General features: G+C 46.9%; 17 protein-coding genes. 4 read left to right on the top strand and 13 right to left on the bottom strand.

What is annotated here, in order from left to right; all coding sequences use genetic code 11:
- Positions 1-24 precede the first annotated feature (24 nt).
- Both PRUTH_RS04755 and PRUTH_RS04750 read left to right on the top strand, forming a co-directional pair.
- A complete protein-coding gene (locus tag PRUTH_RS04755) occupies positions 25-1,602 on the top strand; it encodes a peptide MFS transporter (RefSeq protein WP_022946566.1) in 1,578 nt (525 codons plus the stop codon).
- A gap of 209 nt (positions 1,603-1,811) precedes the next feature.
- Positions 1,812-3,068, top strand: a complete 1,257-nt coding sequence (locus PRUTH_RS04750; RefSeq protein WP_151172673.1) for an SLC5/6 family protein — start codon at positions 1,812-1,814, stop codon at positions 3,066-3,068.
- A 78-nt stretch (positions 3,069-3,146) separates the two neighbouring features.
- Here PRUTH_RS04750 and PRUTH_RS04745 read toward each other — a convergent pair whose 3' ends face one another.
- The 8 genes from PRUTH_RS04745 to PRUTH_RS04710 all read right to left on the bottom strand — a co-directional run bounded on the left by PRUTH_RS04745 (position 3,147) and on the right by PRUTH_RS04710 (position 10,183).
- On the bottom strand, positions 3,147-3,332 hold the full coding sequence (locus tag PRUTH_RS04745) for a hypothetical protein (protein ID WP_151172671.1): 186 nt from the start codon (positions 3,330-3,332) through the stop codon (positions 3,147-3,149).
- A gap of 80 nt (positions 3,333-3,412) precedes the next feature.
- The gene (locus PRUTH_RS04740; RefSeq protein ID WP_138590469.1) at positions 3,413-3,952 is read right to left on the bottom strand and encodes a tetratricopeptide repeat protein; all 540 of its coding nucleotides are present in this window, start codon (positions 3,950-3,952) and stop codon (positions 3,413-3,415) included.
- Positions 3,953-3,964: 12 nt separating this feature from the next.
- A complete protein-coding gene (locus PRUTH_RS04735) occupies positions 3,965-5,104 on the bottom strand; it encodes a hypothetical protein (protein ID WP_151172670.1) in 1,140 nt (379 codons plus the stop codon).
- A 45-nt stretch (positions 5,105-5,149) separates the two neighbouring features.
- Positions 5,150-5,899 (bottom strand): hypothetical protein, encoded by a 750-nt coding sequence (locus tag PRUTH_RS04730; RefSeq protein WP_151172668.1) that lies wholly within the window; start codon positions 5,897-5,899, stop codon positions 5,150-5,152.
- A 107-nt stretch (positions 5,900-6,006) separates the two neighbouring features.
- Entirely contained in the window at positions 6,007-7,281 is a 1,275-nt protein-coding gene (locus PRUTH_RS04725; RefSeq protein ID WP_151172666.1) for a hypothetical protein, read from the bottom strand.
- 100 nt (positions 7,282-7,381) lie between these two features.
- Positions 7,382-8,590 (bottom strand): ABC transporter permease, encoded by a 1,209-nt coding sequence (locus PRUTH_RS04720; RefSeq protein ID WP_045978334.1) that lies wholly within the window; start codon positions 8,588-8,590, stop codon positions 7,382-7,384.
- Positions 8,583-9,374: an ABC transporter ATP-binding protein gene (locus PRUTH_RS04715; RefSeq protein ID WP_045978335.1), complete on the bottom strand. Its 792-nt coding sequence runs from the start codon at positions 9,372-9,374 to the stop codon at positions 8,583-8,585. Before PRUTH_RS04715 ends, PRUTH_RS04720 begins: the two co-directional genes overlap by 8 nt.
- Positions 9,374-10,183 carry a DUF3025 domain-containing protein gene (locus PRUTH_RS04710; RefSeq protein WP_138590459.1) on the bottom strand — a complete coding sequence of 270 codons (810 nt, stop codon included), beginning with the start codon at positions 10,181-10,183 and terminating at the stop codon, positions 9,374-9,376. Before PRUTH_RS04710 ends, PRUTH_RS04715 begins: the two co-directional genes overlap by 1 nt.
- 108 nt (positions 10,184-10,291) lie before the next feature.
- Between PRUTH_RS04710 and PRUTH_RS04705 the strand changes: the two genes are divergently transcribed.
- Entirely contained in the window at positions 10,292-11,920 is a 1,629-nt protein-coding gene (locus PRUTH_RS04705; RefSeq protein ID WP_151172665.1) for a M28 family metallopeptidase, read from the top strand.
- 61 nt (positions 11,921-11,981) lie between these two features.
- A complete protein-coding gene (locus PRUTH_RS04700; RefSeq protein WP_151172663.1) occupies positions 11,982-13,157 on the top strand; it encodes a putative manganese transporter in 1,176 nt (391 codons plus the stop codon).
- 42 nt (positions 13,158-13,199) lie between these two features.
- Here PRUTH_RS04700 and PRUTH_RS04695 read toward each other — a convergent pair whose 3' ends face one another.
- The 5 genes from PRUTH_RS04695 to astE all read right to left on the bottom strand — a co-directional run bounded on the left by PRUTH_RS04695 (position 13,200) and on the right by astE (position 18,840).
- A complete protein-coding gene (locus PRUTH_RS04695) occupies positions 13,200-13,565 on the bottom strand; it encodes a DUF805 domain-containing protein (RefSeq protein ID WP_022946553.1) in 366 nt (121 codons plus the stop codon).
- Between the two features lie 166 nt (positions 13,566-13,731).
- Positions 13,732-15,309, bottom strand: a complete 1,578-nt coding sequence (locus PRUTH_RS04690; RefSeq protein WP_151172661.1) for a dihydrolipoyllysine-residue acetyltransferase — start codon at positions 15,307-15,309, stop codon at positions 13,732-13,734.
- Between the two features lie 10 nt (positions 15,310-15,319).
- A complete protein-coding gene (locus tag PRUTH_RS04685) occupies positions 15,320-16,297 on the bottom strand; it encodes an alpha-ketoacid dehydrogenase subunit beta (RefSeq protein ID WP_022946551.1) in 978 nt (325 codons plus the stop codon).
- A complete protein-coding gene (locus tag PRUTH_RS04680; RefSeq protein WP_022946550.1) occupies positions 16,297-17,514 on the bottom strand; it encodes a thiamine pyrophosphate-dependent dehydrogenase E1 component subunit alpha in 1,218 nt (405 codons plus the stop codon). Before PRUTH_RS04680 ends, PRUTH_RS04685 begins: the two co-directional genes overlap by 1 nt.
- A 291-nt stretch (positions 17,515-17,805) precedes the next feature.
- A complete protein-coding gene (gene astE / locus PRUTH_RS04675; RefSeq protein WP_022946549.1) occupies positions 17,806-18,840 on the bottom strand; it encodes a succinylglutamate desuccinylase in 1,035 nt (344 codons plus the stop codon).
- Positions 18,841-18,915 lie beyond the last annotated feature (75 nt).

The raw sequence follows: 18,915 nt of genomic DNA, 5'->3' as shown, positions 1-18,915 counted from the left end.
AACGACAATAATGGAAGTGAATCTATGTCTGATGAGCAGATACCCACGCCACCGACTTCGGCGGCTGGGGATTCAAAATTGGATACCGCCTTTTTCGGTCATCCCAAAGGGTTACAAACCCTGTTTTTCACAGAAATGTGGGAGCGCATGAGTTACTACGGCATGCGCGCCATGCTAGTGCTGTTTATGACCGCATCGCTGCAAGAGGAAGGTTTGGCCTTCACGGTAGCGTCTGCTGCGGCAATTTACGGCCTCTATACCGGTGCAGTCTACTTCCTTGGCTTACCCGGTGGTTGGATCTCAGATCGCCTGTTAGGCGGTCAGCGAACTGTCTGGTATGGCGGTATCGTTATTATGATCGGCCATATTATCCTCGCAATTCCCCACCCTAGTTCGTTCTTTATCGGCTTAATATTTGTTGCTACCGGCACCGGTTTATTAAAACCAAACATCAGTGCCATGGTAGGTCAGCTGTATAAAACCGAAGATGAGCGTCGCGACAGTGGCTACGCGATTTATTACATGGGCATCAACCTCGGCTCTATGATTGGCTACGGTGTATGTGGCTACTTTATGGAAAATGTCGGTTGGCACTGGGCCTTTGGTGCAGCAGCCGTGGGCATGGCCATCGGTTTAGTGCAGTACCGCCTGACTCAAGGTAGTATTCGCGGCATCAATGATAAGCCAGCAAACCCATTGTCGACCAAGGGCGCATCGCTTGCTTGGACTGTCATTGGCGCATCAATTGCGATGGTCGCACTGACTGTTTACGCGGCACACAATGGCTGGTTGGTCATTGACCCGGTCGCTTTAGCGGGCTCGGTAGCCATCGTCTTTACCATCACCTTTTTCATTTACTTTGGCTACATCTACTTTTTAGGTGAGCTGACAGACGATGAAAAGCAGCGCATGTGGGCACTATTCTTAGTCTGTGTGGCCTCAGCGTGTTTTTGGTCAGGGTTCGAACAGGCTGGTTCATCGTTGAACTTATTCGCTCGCGATTACACCGACCGTATGCTGGGTTCTTTTGAGATCCCGACAGCATGGTTCCAGTCAGCGAACTCATTTTTCATCATCATATTGTCGCCATTTTTTGCAGCACTGTGGATTAACCTCGCTAAACGCATGATCACGCCATCGTACAGCGTTAAATGTGCCGTGGGTCTTATCATTATGGCAACTGGCTTTTTAGTCATGTTCTTTGCCGCGCAATATGCTGCTGATGGCCTGAAAGTCGCTCCTTATTGGCTTATTACCACTTACTTCCTACATACAGTAGGTGAGCTATGCCTAAGCCCAGTCGCACTCAGTGCGGTAAGCCGCTTGTCGCCAGCACGTTATGTGGGCCAAATGATGGGCGTATTTGTTCTTACCTACTCCATTGGTAATATTATCTCTGGCTTACTAGCTGGTAGCTTTGACCCAGAAAACGTTCAAGAAATCCCTGGCCTGTACATGCAAATAGCCTTGTTCAGTATTGGTGTAGGTATTATCTTGGTATTGTTTAACTTCAAAGCGAAGTATTGGGAGCGTGCGGGCCAAAATGCCCCAGAAGTTCCTGAACCGAACCCAAGCGAACAACCTGCAGAACAAAAGATTTAATACTAAATCACGACTGCCAACGGCCCTTAATAGGGCCGTTTTTATTTCAACACCACACTCTTTGGCTAAAAAAAGAACATCATTTAGCTAGTTATTCTAATTAGTACGACCAAAGTTGGATTGCTATAACAATTTTTGGCATAAGTATGAATTACCTTGCCAAATTCTGTATGATTGCCACGTTTTTATGCAGTTCAAAGGTAGTATCTATGAGTTCCTCTCAACATGTGCTCGGCGGTGAAGGCACCACCACAGCACCGGCGTGGTCTCGCCACGATACCCATTGGGTATTAAGTTTATTTGGCACCGCAGTCGGTGCAGGTATTTTATTCTTACCCATTAATGTCGGCCTTGGCGGCTTTTGGCCCCTCATCATTATGGCCTGTGCCGCATTCCCAATGACCTACCTCGCGCACCGAGGCTTAGCACGCTTTGTGTTATCGTCTAAACACGACGACAGTGACTTCACTGATGTGGTGCAAGAACACTTCGGTGCTGGCGCTGGCAGATTAATCTCACTGCTGTATTTTCTATCTATTTTCCCTATTTTACTTATTTACGGAGTCGGCCTGACCAACACCGTGAATGACTTTATCGTGCATCAACTGGGCTTTGCACAGCCACCTCGTGCGCTACTGTCCGGCGTATTGGTGGCAGCCATGGTGGCCGTGATGCTCGGAGGCGAAAAGCTAATGCTGCGCGCCTTTGCCATCCTGGTTTACCCTTTAGTTGCGGTACTGTTTGGTTTATCTCTGTATTTAATTCCACACTGGCAGGTCCCCAGTACAGATATCGCCCAAGCACCGCAGTTTATTGAGAACTTATGGCTGGCCGTACCTGTTATTGTATTTTCTTTTAGTCATGCTGCGGCGATCTCCAGCTTTGCCAATGCACAACGTCGTCACTATGGCCAAAGTGCACGTGTAAAGTCTGACAAAATCCTCAAGTACACTGCAATTATGCTGATAAGTTTTGTACTTCTTTTTGTATTTTCATGTGTTTTTGCGCTCAGTGCTGAACAGCTTGAAGCCGCAAAGGAAGCCAATATTTCCGTGCTCTCTTATCTTGCTAATACCTATGACAACCCTCTTCTGACCTATGTTGGCCCCTTGGTGGCCTTTATTGCCATCACCTCGTCGTTTTTTGGTCACTTCTTGGGAGCACGGGAGAGCTTTAATGGCTTAGCGGTTAAGCATTCGAAATTAAGTTATCAGGGGGCGGATAAGCTAGGTGTTGCCTTGATGTTTGTGGCGATTTGGATTTGCGCCATCTATAACCCCAGTATTTTGGATATGATGGGGGCGATTTCAGGTCCAATTATCGCGATGATCTTATTTATTATGCCGATGATTGCAGTGTACAAAGTCCCTTCCCTTGCACGTTACAAAGGCAAGCTCAGTACGTACTTTGTGTTACTTGTAGGTGTACTGGCGGTCTCTGCACTTCTGTATAACTTGATAGGTTAGTTATTTGCAGCGGCAGCCATGACGGCTGCCGCTGACTCCCTGTAAACCTTTTATACCTGTATCTAGAAAGCGGAACGCTTAAAGGTTTAGGGATTTACGCGTAACGAGAAAGAGACTCGATAAACACAGTACACTGCCCACGGCCATCATTCCTATGTTGATAAACCCAGGGGGTTCAACAAATAAGAATAGCTTCACCGCAGCAAATGACAGTAATGAGATCCCCACAGTCCCCACTAACAGCCCTAATCCTTGTCCTTTCATCTATATCTTTCCTTCTTTTATCCTTATGCACTTTATGCACATTGAAACTGAGCGAACAGCGCTAAATTGGCAGCCCCTGCTTAGTTTGATTGTTTTCTGGAACGTTTGAGGTTAGCCCTCGTTTCTTTTAAAATTGTACAGAGTTCTCCACCCGCTTTGGCGCACTCATTGAGTACTTCCTCGGCTTTTTGCTCATCCACGGCAACACCTTTGCCATCTCGATAGGCTTCATATACGAAATACATAGCGGTTAAATTGCCATTGTCAGCGCCCTGCTGATAATAATCGAACGCCTTTTTAGGATTCTTTTCCCCAAACTTTCCCTCTTCATATAATTTTGCATAAAAATAGAACGCGGTTGTGTTTCCGTTTTCAATAGCTTTATTGAGCCAGTAGTGCGATTTGTCATAATCTGGCTTCAACCCTAAAGAAAAAAGCCAACCAGAGCGAGCCATAGCTTGTGCATCCCCCTGTTTAGCTTTCTCCAGTTGGATATCAAGATTACTATCGCCTCTGCCAAACAACGTGGCTTTCAGTGAGTTATCAGTTTTCACTTGTTGAGCATAAGATGCGGTGCTACTGATAATCCCCAGTAAGACTATTAACGTTAGTTTTTTCATAACAATCCTTATTTATAGAAAACGAATCATCGATGAGATGATAATGCCAACAACGCCCAATAAAACGGCAATACGTATATGAAACAGCATCGGCAGTGCCTGTTTTGTTGAGCGCTCAAGCGATACCGGGTAGTTCTTATGGGTAAGCGCTAATAACAGCGCTTGACCATTGATGGCCATATTGCTCACTGCAATAGTCGGGCCTTCGTCGGTTATAAAGGTTAATGACACCACGTGTGGGCGTTTAATTTTGCGTCGAGACCAACCAATGGAATAGCTATCTACTACGTAATAATTCCATCTTGCCTCTATCGAGCGGACTTGCTCCTTTGCTACCTTACGCGCTTTTTTGTCTGCAAACAGCAGTGCCGGGAGTTGTAAATACTGCTCGTCAACCACAATATCGCTTTGAGGTGATTGGCCGATAAAGTAATACTGATTACATAAATGGGCTCGAACCAGCCAATAACTCAGGTAGGTCAGTGCTAAAAGAACACACCCTGCGATCCAGTTTTGGGATGAGCTCACAACGCCTATAGTTATAAGCAAACCAATTGCGACCGCAATATATACAGTCTTACGTTGACTGTTTGGCAGTGGCATCGCAAAGCGCGACACGCTATGGCTTAAGAGTATCTCGCCAGGAGAAGTATGGCGATAGAAAATATCAGCCACAGTGTCTTTGCTGGCTACAGCGGCTTTGTGCCCCTTTTTACTCGCTGCCCCCTTACTACGTAGGGTGTAATCAATGCCTGTGTCCGCGAGTATACGCTTGATCAGTTCATCTTGGCCTCTAAAGTCGAAGCGCTCCACTTGGGTGCTATGCTCAGATGAAAAGGTAAGCATTAACTCGTTTTTAGCGTGCCCACACGTGAGCACAAGCTCATCGAGCGATGACAGCGTAATACGCTTTACGCTAAAGGTTGTTATCCCGATGCCAAATAACTTTAGTTGGCTGCGAATTAGCAGAGCGTCGTTATCGAGTATAAAGCGCCGCTGATAAGCCGCAAGCAACAAGGCAAACAGCATGTTTATTACAACAGACTCAATATCACCGCTAACAATAGCTAGGACGACTAACAGTGAAAAGAAGCCAGCTAAAATGGTCGCTATCCACTCCCGCAACGATTTTATTTGTAATCCTTGGCTCATTTTTATTCCTTTTTATGACCGAGCTTTGATTTGGTTTGAGCTTTTCTACTCGTTTAAATTTTGCAAGTATTCCATCACGTTGAGAGTTTGTTCAGTGATGTCTTTTTTAAGATACCTTTTGGGCAAAGAAAAGGCCGACGGCTCTACAGCCCCCCATTTTTGCTTTTGTAGTGTCAATACATAGCCGCTATCAAGATCCTCAATGCGACTTGGAAGCGCATCATGATCATAGGTAAATAAACGCAGTAACTCATCGACGTTGTCGGCCATTAATCCCAGCCCTGACTGGGGAATTCTCATCTGCTGCTCTAAACGAGTTTTGAGCCACTCAAGCTCGGAGGTACTAAGTCGCGATTGCTCAGTCTGCACACGATATACCACAACCTCATCACGTACTCCTTGGTATTGCTGTGTATTTATTTGAGAGAAAGTGGCGGCACTGGGGTCGTTGCTAGGGTCGAGCATCATCTTCCATAACTGCTGCTCACTCTTGCCCATTCTCTCGGCCATAGCTTTAAGTTGGCTACTGGCATTTTCATAAAAAGGCTGAAAGTCGCGAAACAAGATCTGCTTGTGGCTATGAATAAGCACATACTGGCCCTCGCCTTCCCGGGTGATTTGCGATAACTGCATATCGGGCAAGCGGTAGTGGTTGGCAATGGCCGAATTGGATATATGTAACACCGCTTCACCGCGCTCATCGGTGTGGCGGTTGTCTACTTGATAAACGAGGGTAAGTGACTGGGCTGAAGCAGAGCTGGCTGCCATCGCCAGCCAGACCAATAATAAGCGCATGATTATCGTCCATTGATAAAACAATCCTTTGAATAATGGACGATATTAGCAAACTAGGCTGCCAAGTAAAGCGCCGCTAAGGGCGCATGGCTGAAAAAGCCCTTTAACTATTTTCCTTCGCCGCTACCGTGAATATGGGTGAAGATATGACTAACTTGCGCATTACTTTGCGGTCCGCTATAGCCGTGACAAGCAAAACAATTAGCTGCGGGTTGCAGGTTACTGTTACCACTGTAACTCAATTCACCGAACCCTTGCTGAGCATTGGTCTCCATGGTGGTATTGGCAAGTTGAATAGAGCCTCGTTGATTCTCAAGGCTGCTGGATTGACTGGTATCACTGACCCACAATGCCCCAACTAACTTGTACTGGCTGAGTACCTGGAGCTCACTGCTATTAGGCAAGGCGGCAAAGCTGCTTTGTAACTGCTTATTAATGGTAGTGATATTAGCGCGATTTTTTGTCGCTTGATTATCCCCTTCACGTGTACCTTGTGCGTAGACTTGGCAAATTTCTGTTGGCGTGCCAGTTAAGGGGGTGCTGCCGGAGATATCCGCTGTTTTATTGAAGTCACAGCCCGCTTTCGGGTTAGGTAAGGAGCTTGCGCATTGGCTACTGGCAAAACTCCACCCTTGCGACGTTTGTGGCTTAGTTTGACAGTCGGGGGCGTTGCTACGGTGCTCGAACGTAGCCCAAATAAACTCTGGGTGCAGCGCCGTACTTTTTACTAAATGAAAACCCACCATACCGTAAATCTCGTCACTCTCAAGCTTGCCGTTGGCGTTAGTATCAGATTGGATCCACACATAGTCGTTTTTCTCTTGTTCGCTGATCTTGCGCCAAGACGACTTTATCTCCGTTGTGCCAGCTGGCAGCGTTGTCGAGGTTGATGCAACATTACACATGCCTTTATTAAAGCGAGCCTCGTAGAGAACGATGTTACCTTGTTGGTCATAAATAACTGCGCCGTTGAGCGCCTGGTTGGTGCCGCTAGGCAAAGTGAAATCACTGCTGCTAGTGTGGCTGTCTTTCTGCGTGCGAATAAAGAGCTTTGACGCAACGGTGTTTGTTGCACAGGAGTTTTGTTCAGTCCCCAAAAACACGGGATATTGGCCGGAATCAAGGAAATTGCGTGTCGATTGTGGCGCTGCCATTAGATTGATAAACCACTGCCAAGAAAATTGATAAAACTGGCATAGGTTCTCACCATCCCCCGGTATTTCTGCCGGTGGGTTACTGGGGTTGGTAACCCATTGCTGACTGGCCTTGCAAAACAGCGGATCACCGCTTTGTATTTCATCAGCCACTGGGGTCGCATTGTTACAGCCACTAAGCACCAGCGCGATGCTAGTCGCCAAGATGAGCGGTTGGGTAAGATTCATGACGGTTCCTTCTATACCATTTAGCGTAGTGCTGAGTATAGAAGGAACGCCTTATATAGATATTACATCGGGTAACAATTAGTTAACCAAATTACCTAATTTAGCGAAACAACACATCCTCTTTATTAAACCAGTAGGTACAAAATGCCAGTAACGCCCCAGCAAGCACCACGGTGGCTGCAAAGATAAGTCCCACTAAGCCCAAATCAACTGTGCCTTTAATGATCTCTTTGATAGCCAGGCAAATATTAGTGATAGGGATCAGTGCTGTTTTAGCGGTCAATTCCATATTCGGCATGATGGCGACAATGATAGGGATGAACACTAAAAATGACAGCGGCGACATGTAGTTTTGTGCTTCTTTAAAGCTGCGCGCATAAATAGAAATGGTCAGCGCTAAAGAGCCAAAAATCGCGGCAACCGGAATTAATAGCAACAAAATCAATAATAAGTCGGTCACCATTACCGTACCAAAGGCTTCTTTAAGCATATCAAGCTCAATAAATTGCCCAGCTAGGGTGATCCATAAGCCAAAACTGAGCACTGTGACCATGGCACTGGTAATGCCACTGCAAAATACCGTTAAGAATTTACCGAGCACCACTTGAGTACGTGATAGAGGCGTCAATAACAGGGTTTCCAGAGTACCACGTTCTTTTTCACCGGCCCCTAAGTCAATGGCTGGATACATAGCGCCCGTCAGCACTAAAGGTAGCAGCAGATAAGGGATATAGGCACCGATTTTTTCACCGAGATTCTCGCGCTGATCGGCGGTATTGACCTTCTCAAGCTCAATGGGCTGTAGCAACGCCGCCTGGGCATCTTCACTGACCCCAAGCTCAATAAGCTTGGCACTTTGTAGTTGCTGCGCGTATTTGTCCGCCACTTCTTTCAAGTTGGTAAATAAGAAGTTGATGGTTTGCGCATCATTAAATATAACTTGCCAGGTGCTTTGCTCACCGTTATCCAGCGACCCTTGCGCATCCTGTGGAATATAAATACCGACATCGATGGTCCCGGCTTCCACCGCCGCTTTTAAGTCTTCAATGCTCTGGTATGAATGCTTTTGTTCAAGCTCTTTAAAGCTTTTATGAAAAAAGACTTCCTTCGCGAAAGGCTCTGCATATTGGGCATTAACGATGGCATATGTGTGCACTTCCTGCTTGGCCTCAAGCGCGGCCTGCGATGCTAAAAAGCCAATAAGCGCAAAAATTATCGGAAAAATAAGCAGCGGCAGCGCAACCACGAACATCAGCGTTTTTCTATCGCGTAACAGCTCTTTTATTTCCTTTAAAAATACTTCATACATGGCGATGATCCTCAAGAATGTTCATAAACGCGTCGTTCAGGGCTGTCGCGCGCCCTTGCTCGCTAAACTGCGCTAAGGTGCCGTCAAAGCAAGTGACCCCTAAGTCAATGACACTGACGCGGTCACACAATAACGCAACCTCATCGAGATGATGGGTTGAGAAAATAACCGGTGTGCCCTGCTCTTTAAGGCCTTTAATAAAGTTAATCACCGTTTGCGTGGTCATAATATCTAAGCCTGTGGTGGGCTCATCCAATATCACCACATCGGGCTTATGTACCACGGCTCTGGCGATATTGGTTTTTTGCTTCATTCCGGTAGACAGGTTATCGGCTCGTTTATCTAAAAAGCTGTGCATATCCAATAAGGTAAACAGCTCTTCACAACGCTCAGCGAGCGCCGAACCTCTCAGACCATGGAGTTTGGCGAAGTACTCAACATTTTCTTTCGCTGTTAAGCGCCCATATAAGCCTGTTGACCCCGAGAGAAAACCAATGGCTTTGCGCCCCGCTAAGGGCTTTTTAACCGCGTCCACGCCATTGACTTCAATGCTTCCTGAGTCGGGTTTTAATGCGGTTGATAGCATTCGTAGCGTGGTGGTTTTACCGGCGCCATTAGGCCCAAGTAATCCCAGTACTTCACCTTGATTGCAATGAAAGCTGACATCGCGAACCGAATGGAAAAAGTCTTTGTCTTCACGTGGATCTTGCTGCGACTCTTTGACGTTTTTCTTATGGTCTTTGGTGAGTTTGAACTTTTTCTGTAGCCCATTCACTCTTATCATTATTTTGTGTTCCTTCGTTTTGGTCGAAAGTAGTCCGTATTGGCATAAAAATTTGGGTCGACATTATCGTCATACCATCCCGGCACCCCGAGCAAGGGAAGCGGGGATAGCTGCGAGTTATCAGCCAACACATTTTGCTCGGCTATCATCTCATATAGGCGCGCATCGAGGTAGCGGTATTGGGCACTTAAATCTTTACAAAATATATCAGCGTCAACGTCGATAAATAACGCTTTCCCCGTTAAGCCAATAAACGGCTGTGTCAGCATTTCATAATTGGCATGGCCAAAGGTATAGGCACGAATGCTATGTTGCCACTGCTCTTTGCGCTCTACAAACACCTCCTGCCACTGGTGTTGGCGAAAGGCGGTTATCCAACTGGGGTCACTCACCGCTAATACCACGGCACATTCATCAAACAAGGTCAGTGCATTGCGGGTTTTACTGCGCCTAGAGCAGGTTTGCAGGGCCATTTCCTCAATATGTAAGCGATTGAGTAAGGCCTTGGTTTTAGGAAATAGCCGCCATATATAGGCACCAAACAGATCATGCCAGTTTTCGCTGCGCGTGGGGACTTTGCCAGTTTCATAAATGAACTGCTCATAATAGCGCCCATCCAGTTCAAACTCGCTATTGGCTATAAATTCTATGGCCAAACCTTGGGCGTTCACCAATTGATGTTGGTTTAACTCACTTAAACTCGGCCAGTCGCGATATTGCTCTAAAGCAAACAGGGCGTTGAGGTGGGCGAATGCACCACCTTGTAAACAATCAGTGCGCCACTGTGGATAGGGGGTAAAACGTTTCATTACTGCTTATTTTAACCGTAAATTTTGCCTAGTTTAGCGCAAAAACTGGTGTAATTTCATCGCTATCCTTATACTGGCTGTCGTCTTATAGCAATGAAATGAATAAATATGAAACGCTATTTCCCACTGACTTTACTTGCCGGCGGCATCCTTGCTGGCTGTGCGAGCACACAAATTACTGAACAAGACGTTATGGCGGGCTGGAACAGCATCAACGCTGAACAACTCGCGCAGCACGTTAAAACACTGGCTTCCGATGAGTTTGGCGGACGTGCTCCGTCAACCAAAGGCGAAGAGCTTACGCTGGCTTATCTCACCGAACAATTTACGGCCCTAGGCTTTAAGCCCGGCAATGGTGATAGCTTCTTACAAGAAGTGCCGCTGGTGTCGATTGAAGCGGACCCCAATATGACCCTTAATATTGGTGGTAAAGACTACCAATATAAAAAAGACATGGTCATGGGGACCAGCCGTATTAGTGCTAAAGAAGCCATCAACGATTCTGAGCTGGTATTTGTTGGCTATGGTGTGAATGCCCCAGAATATGACTGGAACGACTATGAAGGCCTTGATGTAAAAGGCAAGACCGTGGTGATGCTAGTTAACGACCCAGGGTTTGCGACCAAAGATCCGGAGTTGTTCACCGGCGATGCCATGACCTACTATGGCCGCTGGACATATAAATACGAAGAAGCAAGCCGCCAAGGCGCTGCTGGTGCTATTATTGTGCACGAGACCGCACCTGCATCTTACCCGTGGTCGGTGGTCGAAAACTCGTGGAGCGGCCCACAGTTTGGCTTCCAAAAAGATAACAACAATATGGACCGCGTAGCGGTTGAAGGCTGGGTGACTGTGGATGTAGCCAAAGAGCTATTCGCAAAAGCCGGTCTGGATTTTGACCAAGCTAAGCAACGCGCAAGCGAAGGTGCTTACCATGTTGATATGGGCGATTTAACTGCCAGCGTTGAAGTAAACAGCGAAATCAAAAAATCGATTTCCTATAACTTTATCGCCACGCTACCGGGCAGCACGAAACCTGATGAGCACGTTATCTACTCCGCGCACTGGGATCACTTAGGAACCGATAAGAATCGTAAGGGCGACCAGATTTATAATGGCGCACATGATAATGCCACCGGCACTGGCGGTATGATTGAAGTCGCTGAAGCCTTTGCCACATTGCCCAAAAACCCAGACCGTTCGATGACGTTTTTAGCCGTTACTGCTGAAGAGCAAGGTCTGTTAGGGGCAAAATACTACGCTGCTAACCCGGTTATCGATATCGATAAAACCGTTGCCAATATCAATATGGACAGCTTGAACCTACTCGGTAAGGTTAAAGACATCAGCGTTGTGGGCATGGGTAAGTCTGAACTTGATGATATGCTAAGCGAAGCCGCTAAAATGCAGCAACGCAGTGTGTCTGGTGACCCTAAACCAAGCTCAGGTGGGTATTATCGCTCTGATCACTTTGCCTTTGCCAACATGGGTGTGCCAGCGATGTACGCCGGGGGTGGCAGTGAGCCTGCAGATGCGCAAACGGCTAAGTACCGTAAACGTATGGGCCTAGTGTTGCGCGGCTGTTATCACCAGCCTTGCGATCGCTACCGCGATGAATGGGATTTATCCGGTGCAGTACAGGATTTGCAGCTGTTCTATAAAGTGGGCTATGACATCTCACAGCAAAGCGAATGGCCGCAGTGGTATGCAGACGCGGAATTCCAAAGATCTAAATAGGTTTAATTATCATTTAGATTAAACTATAGTGTAACCTAGTTTATGATCTAGGTTACACATTATGCCCGTATCGACTCTCTCACCCTGTGTTCTTACAACCAATTGGATGAAAGTCATTAATAAACGGTTATTTTTCCCTCTTGGTTTGGCGCTACTGTTGGCCTTACCTAGCACCCGCGAACTGACGTTAACGGCGCTCAGTGATGCGTTCTTTCAGGTCAGTGTCTTTGTCGCTGCTACCCTACTGCTCTACTACCTGCTGATAAAGCGTTATCCTTTACTGGAATTAGGCCAGTTTTCTCAGCGTTACCCTAAATTTGAAGTGTTATTCGCGGCGTTCTTAGGCGCATTGCCTGGCTGTGGTGGCGCCATTATTGTCGTAACCCAATTTACCCGGGGGCAAGTCAGTTTCGGTGCCGTTGTTGCGGTGTTAAGCGCCACAATGGGGGATGCTGCCTTTTTGCTCTTGGCAGCCAGTCCTTTTGATGCCCTGTTAGTCCTTGCTATTAGCCTGGTGGCGGGCACGTTAATGGGCACGCTAGTTAATAAAATACATGCCGATATCGAGTTTCACCATAAAAAACCAGACCCCGATGTATTGCAAGGCAAACCTGCAAGCCCGCTATTGATGGCGACAAAGCAAATATGGATATGGGCATTACCATTGCTATTACTTGTTGCCCTCGTTTTGGCGTTTAATATCGAGCCGGCAACCCTATTCCAAGGTGCCGATACCATGGTGCTGTATGGCGGTAGTTTTTTAGCGGTGGCGTCGATGCTGGTGTGGGCGCTCACCAAAAATGAGGGTAATTATCAATCTATTGCCTGTGAAGACTGTCCGCCCGAGCCAGAATCTGCAACTCTTAAGGCCATACAAGATACCCACTTTATTACTGTATGGGTGGTGGCTGCGTTTGTTACGTTTGAACTTGTCAGCACCCTCGCAGGGCTTGATTTAGCGGTGTGGTTTAATCAGTATGCACTATGGACACCCTTAATCGCTGCGCTGATTGGTTTAATTCCTGGTTGTGGCCCGCAGATTGTTGTCACTGGCCTATACCTTCAAGGTGGGCTCCCATTCAGTGCCTTGTTGGCCAATGCCATCTCAAATGATGGGGATGCCTTATTCCCTGCCATCGCCCTGTCACCCAAGGCCGCATTTATTGCTACAGTCTATACCTTGATACCGGCGCTCGTTTTAGGCTATGGCTGGTATTTTATAAACCAGTGGACATAAAAAAAGCCGGTACTAAACCGGCTCTTTATATCTCGTTATCGATTAGGCAGTGGCGCCTTCGATATCACCTTCTTTAGGGTTTGCACCCCAATCGTTGTCACCTTCTTGGCTGTCTTGCGCAAGGAAGATAATAACTACGATAAAACCGATAATTGGAATAAGGTAAAGTAGTTGCCACCAACCAGAACGGCCAGTATCGTGTAAGCGACGAGCACCCGCAGCTAAACTTGGAACAAGTAGCACTAACGAGTAGATTGAACCGATAAAAGCCGTGCCTAAAACGCCATCAATCACCGCAGTAACGATGCTAAAGATGAAGTTGAATAAAAAGAACATCCAGTAAGCTTTACGACGGATACGGCCTTTAAAATCAGCAAAGCGTTGAAACGCTTCAATATAATAGTTCATCACTATTTTCCTATTAGTTATTTTGAAATTCCTTTGTCCTGAGCGATGTACGTCAGAGCAAGCCACCTTTGCAGCGCAAAAGTTAGGATAATAATAGAGGAAAATGGCTATAAAAAAAACTAGCCGGAGCTAGTTTTTTCAGTTTTTGTTCAGCTAATTGGACCAGTTAGCGCATTGCCATCAGCATTTTACTTGGCTGCTCTAGGAAATCTTTCCATAGATTATTAAAGCGGGCGATGGTGCCGCCATCAATTACACGGTGATCCCCTGACCAACTGACCTGCATTATTGCACGCGCTTCAACATCACCGGCTTCGTTAAAACGCGGCAATTGCTGTACTTTACCAAGGGCAACAATGGCTACTTCAGGCTTATTGATAATCGGTGTGGCCGTCGTGCCGCCAATAGCACCGATGTTAGAAATAGAGATAGTCCCTGATTTCAAATCGGCTGGCGCTACACGCCCTTCTCGGGCACTGTCAGTAAGGCGAGTTACTTCGTTAGCGACATCAACAATCGATTTGCTCTGCACTTGTTTTACATTGGGTACCAGCAATCCAAGTTTAGAGTCAACGGCCATGCCAATATTGTGGTCATCGAAATAAGTTAACTCGGTACACTCATCATTGACTTGCGCGTTTAGCACCGGGAATTCTTGCATCGCCAGTGATAGCGCCTTGATGAAAAATGGCATCATAGTTAACTTCACGCCTTGCTGCTTATACTGCTCTTTGAGCGTTCCGCGCAATGCGATTAAGTCCGTAAGGTCGATTTCGTCACTGTATGTAAAGTGCGGAATAGTGGAAACCGACGCCGACATCTGCTTCGCCATGGCCGCTTTCATGCCTTTAATTGGCTCTACACGAGACCCGCCACTTTGTTGATTGGCGTTACTCGATGTAGTGTTGCTCGGCCCTTGCTGCGAAGCACTTTGCGCTGTGTCACCAGATGCCAAGAAGCGTTCAATGTCTTCTTTGTATACACGGCCATTTTTACCGCTGCCAGGAACTTTGCTGATGTCAATATCATGCTCACGCGCACGGCGACGCACAGCAGGTGATGCTAATGCTTTTCCTTGGGCAACAGAGGTGTCAGTATTGGCCTCTGACGCTGCTTCATTGTGCTGTGATTGCGCTGCCGAGTCAGTGCTCTCGCTACGTTGCTCGGCGTTTGTCGAACCGGCAATTTCCATTTGGAATAGCGGGCTGTGCACCTTAGCAATATCACCCTTTTGATAATAGAGCTTCACCACTTGACCGTCGTACTTAGCAGGGATTTGTACCAACGCCTTATCGGTCATCACATCACATACCGCTTGGTCTTCTTTAATGGTATCGCCTTCGCTGACCAACCATTCAACTATTTCACACTCGACAATGCCCTCGCCAATATCAGGCAAGATAAAGTCCTCGCGCTGAGTACCCGCGCTGTTAGACGTTGCACTCGCTTGCTTTACTTCAGGCTCTTGTTCGGTGCTGTGCGCCTTGGAGCTGTCTTCTTGCTCGCCGTTTACATCCATTGCAAACAATGGTTGATGCACTTTAGCAATATCTCCTTTGGCATAATAAAGCTCAGTGATCACGCCATCATGTACCGCTGGGATTTGCACTAGGGCTTTGTCAGTCATGACATCGCAAATGGGTTGATCTTCTTTGACTTCGTCACCGACTGCCACCAACCATTCAACCACTTCACATTCAACAATGCCTTCACCAATATCTGGTAAAATAAAATCTTTTGCCATGATTATCCCCTTAAAACTCAACCGCGTTTTTAATGGCTTCGAATACCTTCAGCGCATCTGGAATATATTCTTTTTCTAGTGCTAATGGATACGGTGTATCCAAGCCACACACACGCGTGATGGGTGATTCCAAGTAAAGGAAGCATTGTTGCTGGATGGTCGCCACAATCTCGGCGCCAAAACCGTTAGTAATAGGCGCTTCATGACTCACCACGAGTCGACCTGTCTTTTTCACAGACTCAGCAACGGTATCGACGTCCCAAGGAAGGATGCTGCGCAAGTCTATCAGCTCCACACTGATCCCCTGCTCTTTAGCTTTCTCAGCCGCTGCTGCAATGATTTCCATCTGTGCACCCCAGGCCAATACAGTCACGTCTTTACCTTCTTGCACCACTTCGGCTTTGCCCAGCTCAATGGTGTAATCTTCCTCAGGCACTTCGCCTGTAGAGGCCCGATAGAGACGCTTTGGTTCGAAGAACAGCACTGGGTTGTCATCTTTGATGGCAGCGCGCAGTAAGCCTTTGGCTTGGTATGGGTTACGCGGTACTACAATCTTTAACCCCGGGGTGTGAGCAAAATACGCTTCAGGCGATTGCGAGTGGTATAAACCTCCGGCAATGCCACCACCATAAGGTGTACGGATGGTAAGATTACCGACATTAAACTCGTTACCGCTGCGGTAACGGAACTTCGCTGACTCATTAACGATTTGGTCAAAGGCAGGGAAAATGTAATCCGCAAATTGAATTTCAGCAATCGCTGGCGCACCAAACGCAGCTAAACCGTTGGCGAATCCCGCAATCCCTTGTTCGGTTAGCGGCGTGTTGAATACCCGGTGTTTCCCGTATTTCTCTTGTAATCCGGACGTGGCCCGAAATACACCGCCAAAGTAGCCAACATCCTCACCGAAAATACAGGCATGGTCGTGCTCTGCCATGGTGATATCCAACGCCGAGTTGATAGCATGAAGCATGTTCATTGTTTTCATTATTTCAATCTCCCTGCTGTTGTTGGATAGGCATCGGGGTACTTCTTAATATGAGTCTTTAATTCATTGTATTGCTTTTCAAGACTCGGGATGGGCGTGTCATACACGTCGCTAATAAGGTCTTCCAACGGTGGCTTAGCCACTTTCTCTGCCGCCTTTAATGCTTCAAGAATTTGCTCACGCACTTTCTCTTTAACTTGCTCGTCTTCTTGTTCATCAAGCCAGCCTTTACTCAGCAACCAATTGCGAAAACGTGCGACTGGACAGTTTTCACGAAAGCCCGCTTCTTCATCTTTAGAGCGGTAGCCGCTCGGGTCATCCGAAGTTGAGTGCGCCCCTAAACGGTAAGCGAGGGATTCAATTAGCACAGGTTCACCGGTTTCGGTGGCAATTTCACGTGCCTTTTTGGTCGCCGCATAAACGGCTAAGGCATCGGCTCCATCTACACGGATAGCTTTAATACCATAACCCACACCACGCGATGCAATACCGTCGCCGGCAAACTGCTCATCGGCGGGGGTGGAAATCGCATAACCGTTGTTACGAGCAAAAAACAGCACTGGCGCTTTATGTACAGCGGCCATATTTAACCCGGCATGAAAATCACCCTCTGATGCCGCCCCTTCGCCAAAATAGCAAATGGTGACATTATCAATAGTGCTATCGAGCTCGCCGGAGTCTTTGTTGACGTGCTTCAGTTTCTGCCCATAAGCATACCCAGTCGCTTGTGGGATTTGCGTGCCCAGCGGTGACGAAATGGTCATGTAGTTGAGCTCACGTGAGCCATAATGGATTGGCATTTGGCGGCCTTTACCCAAGTCCTGCTCGTTGGAGAACATCTGATTCATGAACTGCTCTAGGGTAAAACCTCGGTAGCGTAGCGCCGCCTGCTCACGATACTGCGCCATGATCATATCATTATCATCAAGCGCCGCCGCACTGGCGGTTACCGCAGCTTCCTCACCTAAACACTGCATATAAAAGCTGACACGTCCTTGGCGTTGTGCTGCTTGCATACGCTCGTCTAAGGCACGAATGAAGCGCATGGTATCGTATATTTTTAGCGCTGTTTGCTTATCAATTTCTGGCTCTTTTGCGCCCTCAAGCACACTACCTTGTTCACTAAGAACGCGATAAGTAGGCACATCGAGGCCATGGCCATCAATAAATTCTAGTTCGTGATTAATATTCAACGAAACATTATTGGGGTTAGTCATAACCTTCCCTTCTGTTGTTGTCACCAAGCTAAGCGTTGAGATGTTGTTATTGTTGCTTTGCTGAAAGACTAACTTGCAATAGTTAGTCTTTCAGTTAGTAAATAGTGGTCTAAATCTTCCACTACACGCGCTTAGTTTAAATTATGCTGCCGCCACTTTACGTCAACGTAAAGGTATATTCAACTAATGATAGCCGAATATTCACATCATTGAGAATGGGGCCTTGGCAAGTTCCGTGTACGCTCCGTAACATATTGAAATAAATGGATATTACGGAGCAAAGTGGTCGGATCAGATGAACTCATCGGTGAGTTTTGTGGGGACAACTGTGAGCAAAGCTCGTTGCCCCAATGCGACTTTGGCGTTAGGGAAAATAATCGCCTCACCCTCTACCTCGGCACGAATTTCTTGCTCACCATCATGACCTAATAATTCACCTTTGGCGAAGCCAGTGAAATTAGGCACATCGTCGGCAAAGGTGAAGCTGAAATCTTCATGATGGCGATTAATGGTGCGATAAACCGAAAATAACTCAACATCATCCGCATGAAGTTCAGGGTAAGTCACGGTTTCTTGCGTGATCAATGCCTCAAGGGTGGCTTTGGCTTTAGCGAAACGGCTCATGTCGTTGTCACCAAAAGGTCGCACTTTCCCTAATTCAATAGTGAACGCATCTGCATCAAAATGACGGGAAGAAAAATAACTGAAGGTGGATGCGGGTTCAGACATTAGCAACACCGTTTGTACACCACAACTAAGCAAAAACTGTAGTTGTTCGCGTTTATGGGGTTTACCATGTAAAAACGGATACACCGCAAATTTCTCGTTCTTGGAGTCGCGAATCGCGGTATGCAGGTCATAATGTGCACGATAGCGCCCTTGCCCCGCCATGGTAAAGAACTGCTCTACATAGTGTTCAAGCTTTTTCGCGCGCTGACGCTCAGGGTTATCTACCCCACCCTCGCTGTGCTTGCCGCAGAACAGACGATTAAGGTTTTCATCGACAAAACGCTGGCCAATATTAATTGATTTCGGATTACCAAAAATGAACAGCACACGGTGAGTTAAAGTAATGTGTTCAGCGATAATGGCTTGTATCAGTTGATCACAAATTTCTATAGGCGCAGTTTCATTGCCATGCACGGCACTGGAGAAAACAAAATCCTTATCACCGTATTGCGCTGGAGTGAATTCAATGACTCCTGTGTCAAGGACCTTTACAATTGTGCCATTATCAAGCGTGAACTGCTCTGGCGGCAGATTGAATTCATTTTCACGGGTTATGCTAAGGAAGTCACCGGTCTCTTTCAGACGCTGTAAATACATAGTACACCTTTATTGTGAGAGCTTCGCCGCCTATCGGCAGCGTTATCAAGATAAACAGTAAAAAGCCAGTCGAAC

It is taken from the genome of Pseudoalteromonas ruthenica (genome assembly GCF_008808095.1).
In the GTDB taxonomy this organism is placed as follows: Bacteria; Pseudomonadota; Gammaproteobacteria; order Enterobacterales; family Alteromonadaceae; genus Pseudoalteromonas; species Pseudoalteromonas ruthenica.
This window is presented reverse-complemented; position numbering and strand designations above follow the sequence as displayed.

Excerpts from the sequence above, each read along its gene's own strand:
- PRUTH_RS04755 (WP_022946566.1), top strand. The coding sequence starts at position 25 with ATGTCTGATGAGCAGATACCCACGCCACCGACTTCGGCGGCTGGGGAT.
- PRUTH_RS04750 (WP_151172673.1), top strand. The coding sequence starts at position 1,812 with ATGAGTTCCTCTCAACATGTGCTCGGCGGTGAAGGCACCACCACAGCA.
- PRUTH_RS04745 (WP_151172671.1), bottom strand. The coding sequence starts at position 3,332 with ATGAAAGGACAAGGATTAGGGCTGTTAGTGGGGACTGTGGGGATCTCA.
- PRUTH_RS04740 (WP_138590469.1), bottom strand. The coding sequence starts at position 3,952 with ATGAAAAAACTAACGTTAATAGTCTTACTGGGGATTATCAGTAGCACC.
- PRUTH_RS04735 (WP_151172670.1), bottom strand. The coding sequence starts at position 5,104 with ATGAGCCAAGGATTACAAATAAAATCGTTGCGGGAGTGGATAGCGACC.
- PRUTH_RS04730 (WP_151172668.1), bottom strand. The coding sequence starts at position 5,899 with ATGCGCTTATTATTGGTCTGGCTGGCGATGGCAGCCAGCTCTGCTTCA.
- PRUTH_RS04725 (WP_151172666.1), bottom strand. The coding sequence starts at position 7,281 with ATGAATCTTACCCAACCGCTCATCTTGGCGACTAGCATCGCGCTGGTG.
- PRUTH_RS04720 (WP_045978334.1), bottom strand. The coding sequence starts at position 8,590 with ATGTATGAAGTATTTTTAAAGGAAATAAAAGAGCTGTTACGCGATAGA.
- PRUTH_RS04715 (WP_045978335.1), bottom strand. The coding sequence starts at position 9,374 with ATGATAAGAGTGAATGGGCTACAGAAAAAGTTCAAACTCACCAAAGAC.
- PRUTH_RS04710 (WP_138590459.1), bottom strand. The coding sequence starts at position 10,183 with ATGAAACGTTTTACCCCCTATCCACAGTGGCGCACTGATTGTTTACAA.
- PRUTH_RS04705 (WP_151172665.1), top strand. The coding sequence starts at position 10,292 with ATGAAACGCTATTTCCCACTGACTTTACTTGCCGGCGGCATCCTTGCT.
- PRUTH_RS04700 (WP_151172663.1), top strand. The coding sequence starts at position 11,982 with ATGCCCGTATCGACTCTCTCACCCTGTGTTCTTACAACCAATTGGATG.
- PRUTH_RS04695 (WP_022946553.1), bottom strand. The coding sequence starts at position 13,565 with ATGAACTATTATATTGAAGCGTTTCAACGCTTTGCTGATTTTAAAGGC.
- PRUTH_RS04690 (WP_151172661.1), bottom strand. The coding sequence starts at position 15,309 with ATGGCAAAAGATTTTATTTTACCAGATATTGGTGAAGGCATTGTTGAA.
- PRUTH_RS04685 (WP_022946551.1), bottom strand. The coding sequence starts at position 16,297 with ATGAAAACAATGAACATGCTTCATGCTATCAACTCGGCGTTGGATATC.
- PRUTH_RS04680 (WP_022946550.1), bottom strand. The coding sequence starts at position 17,514 with ATGACTAACCCCAATAATGTTTCGTTGAATATTAATCACGAACTAGAA.
- astE (WP_022946549.1), bottom strand. The coding sequence starts at position 18,840 with ATGTATTTACAGCGTCTGAAAGAGACCGGTGACTTCCTTAGCATAACC.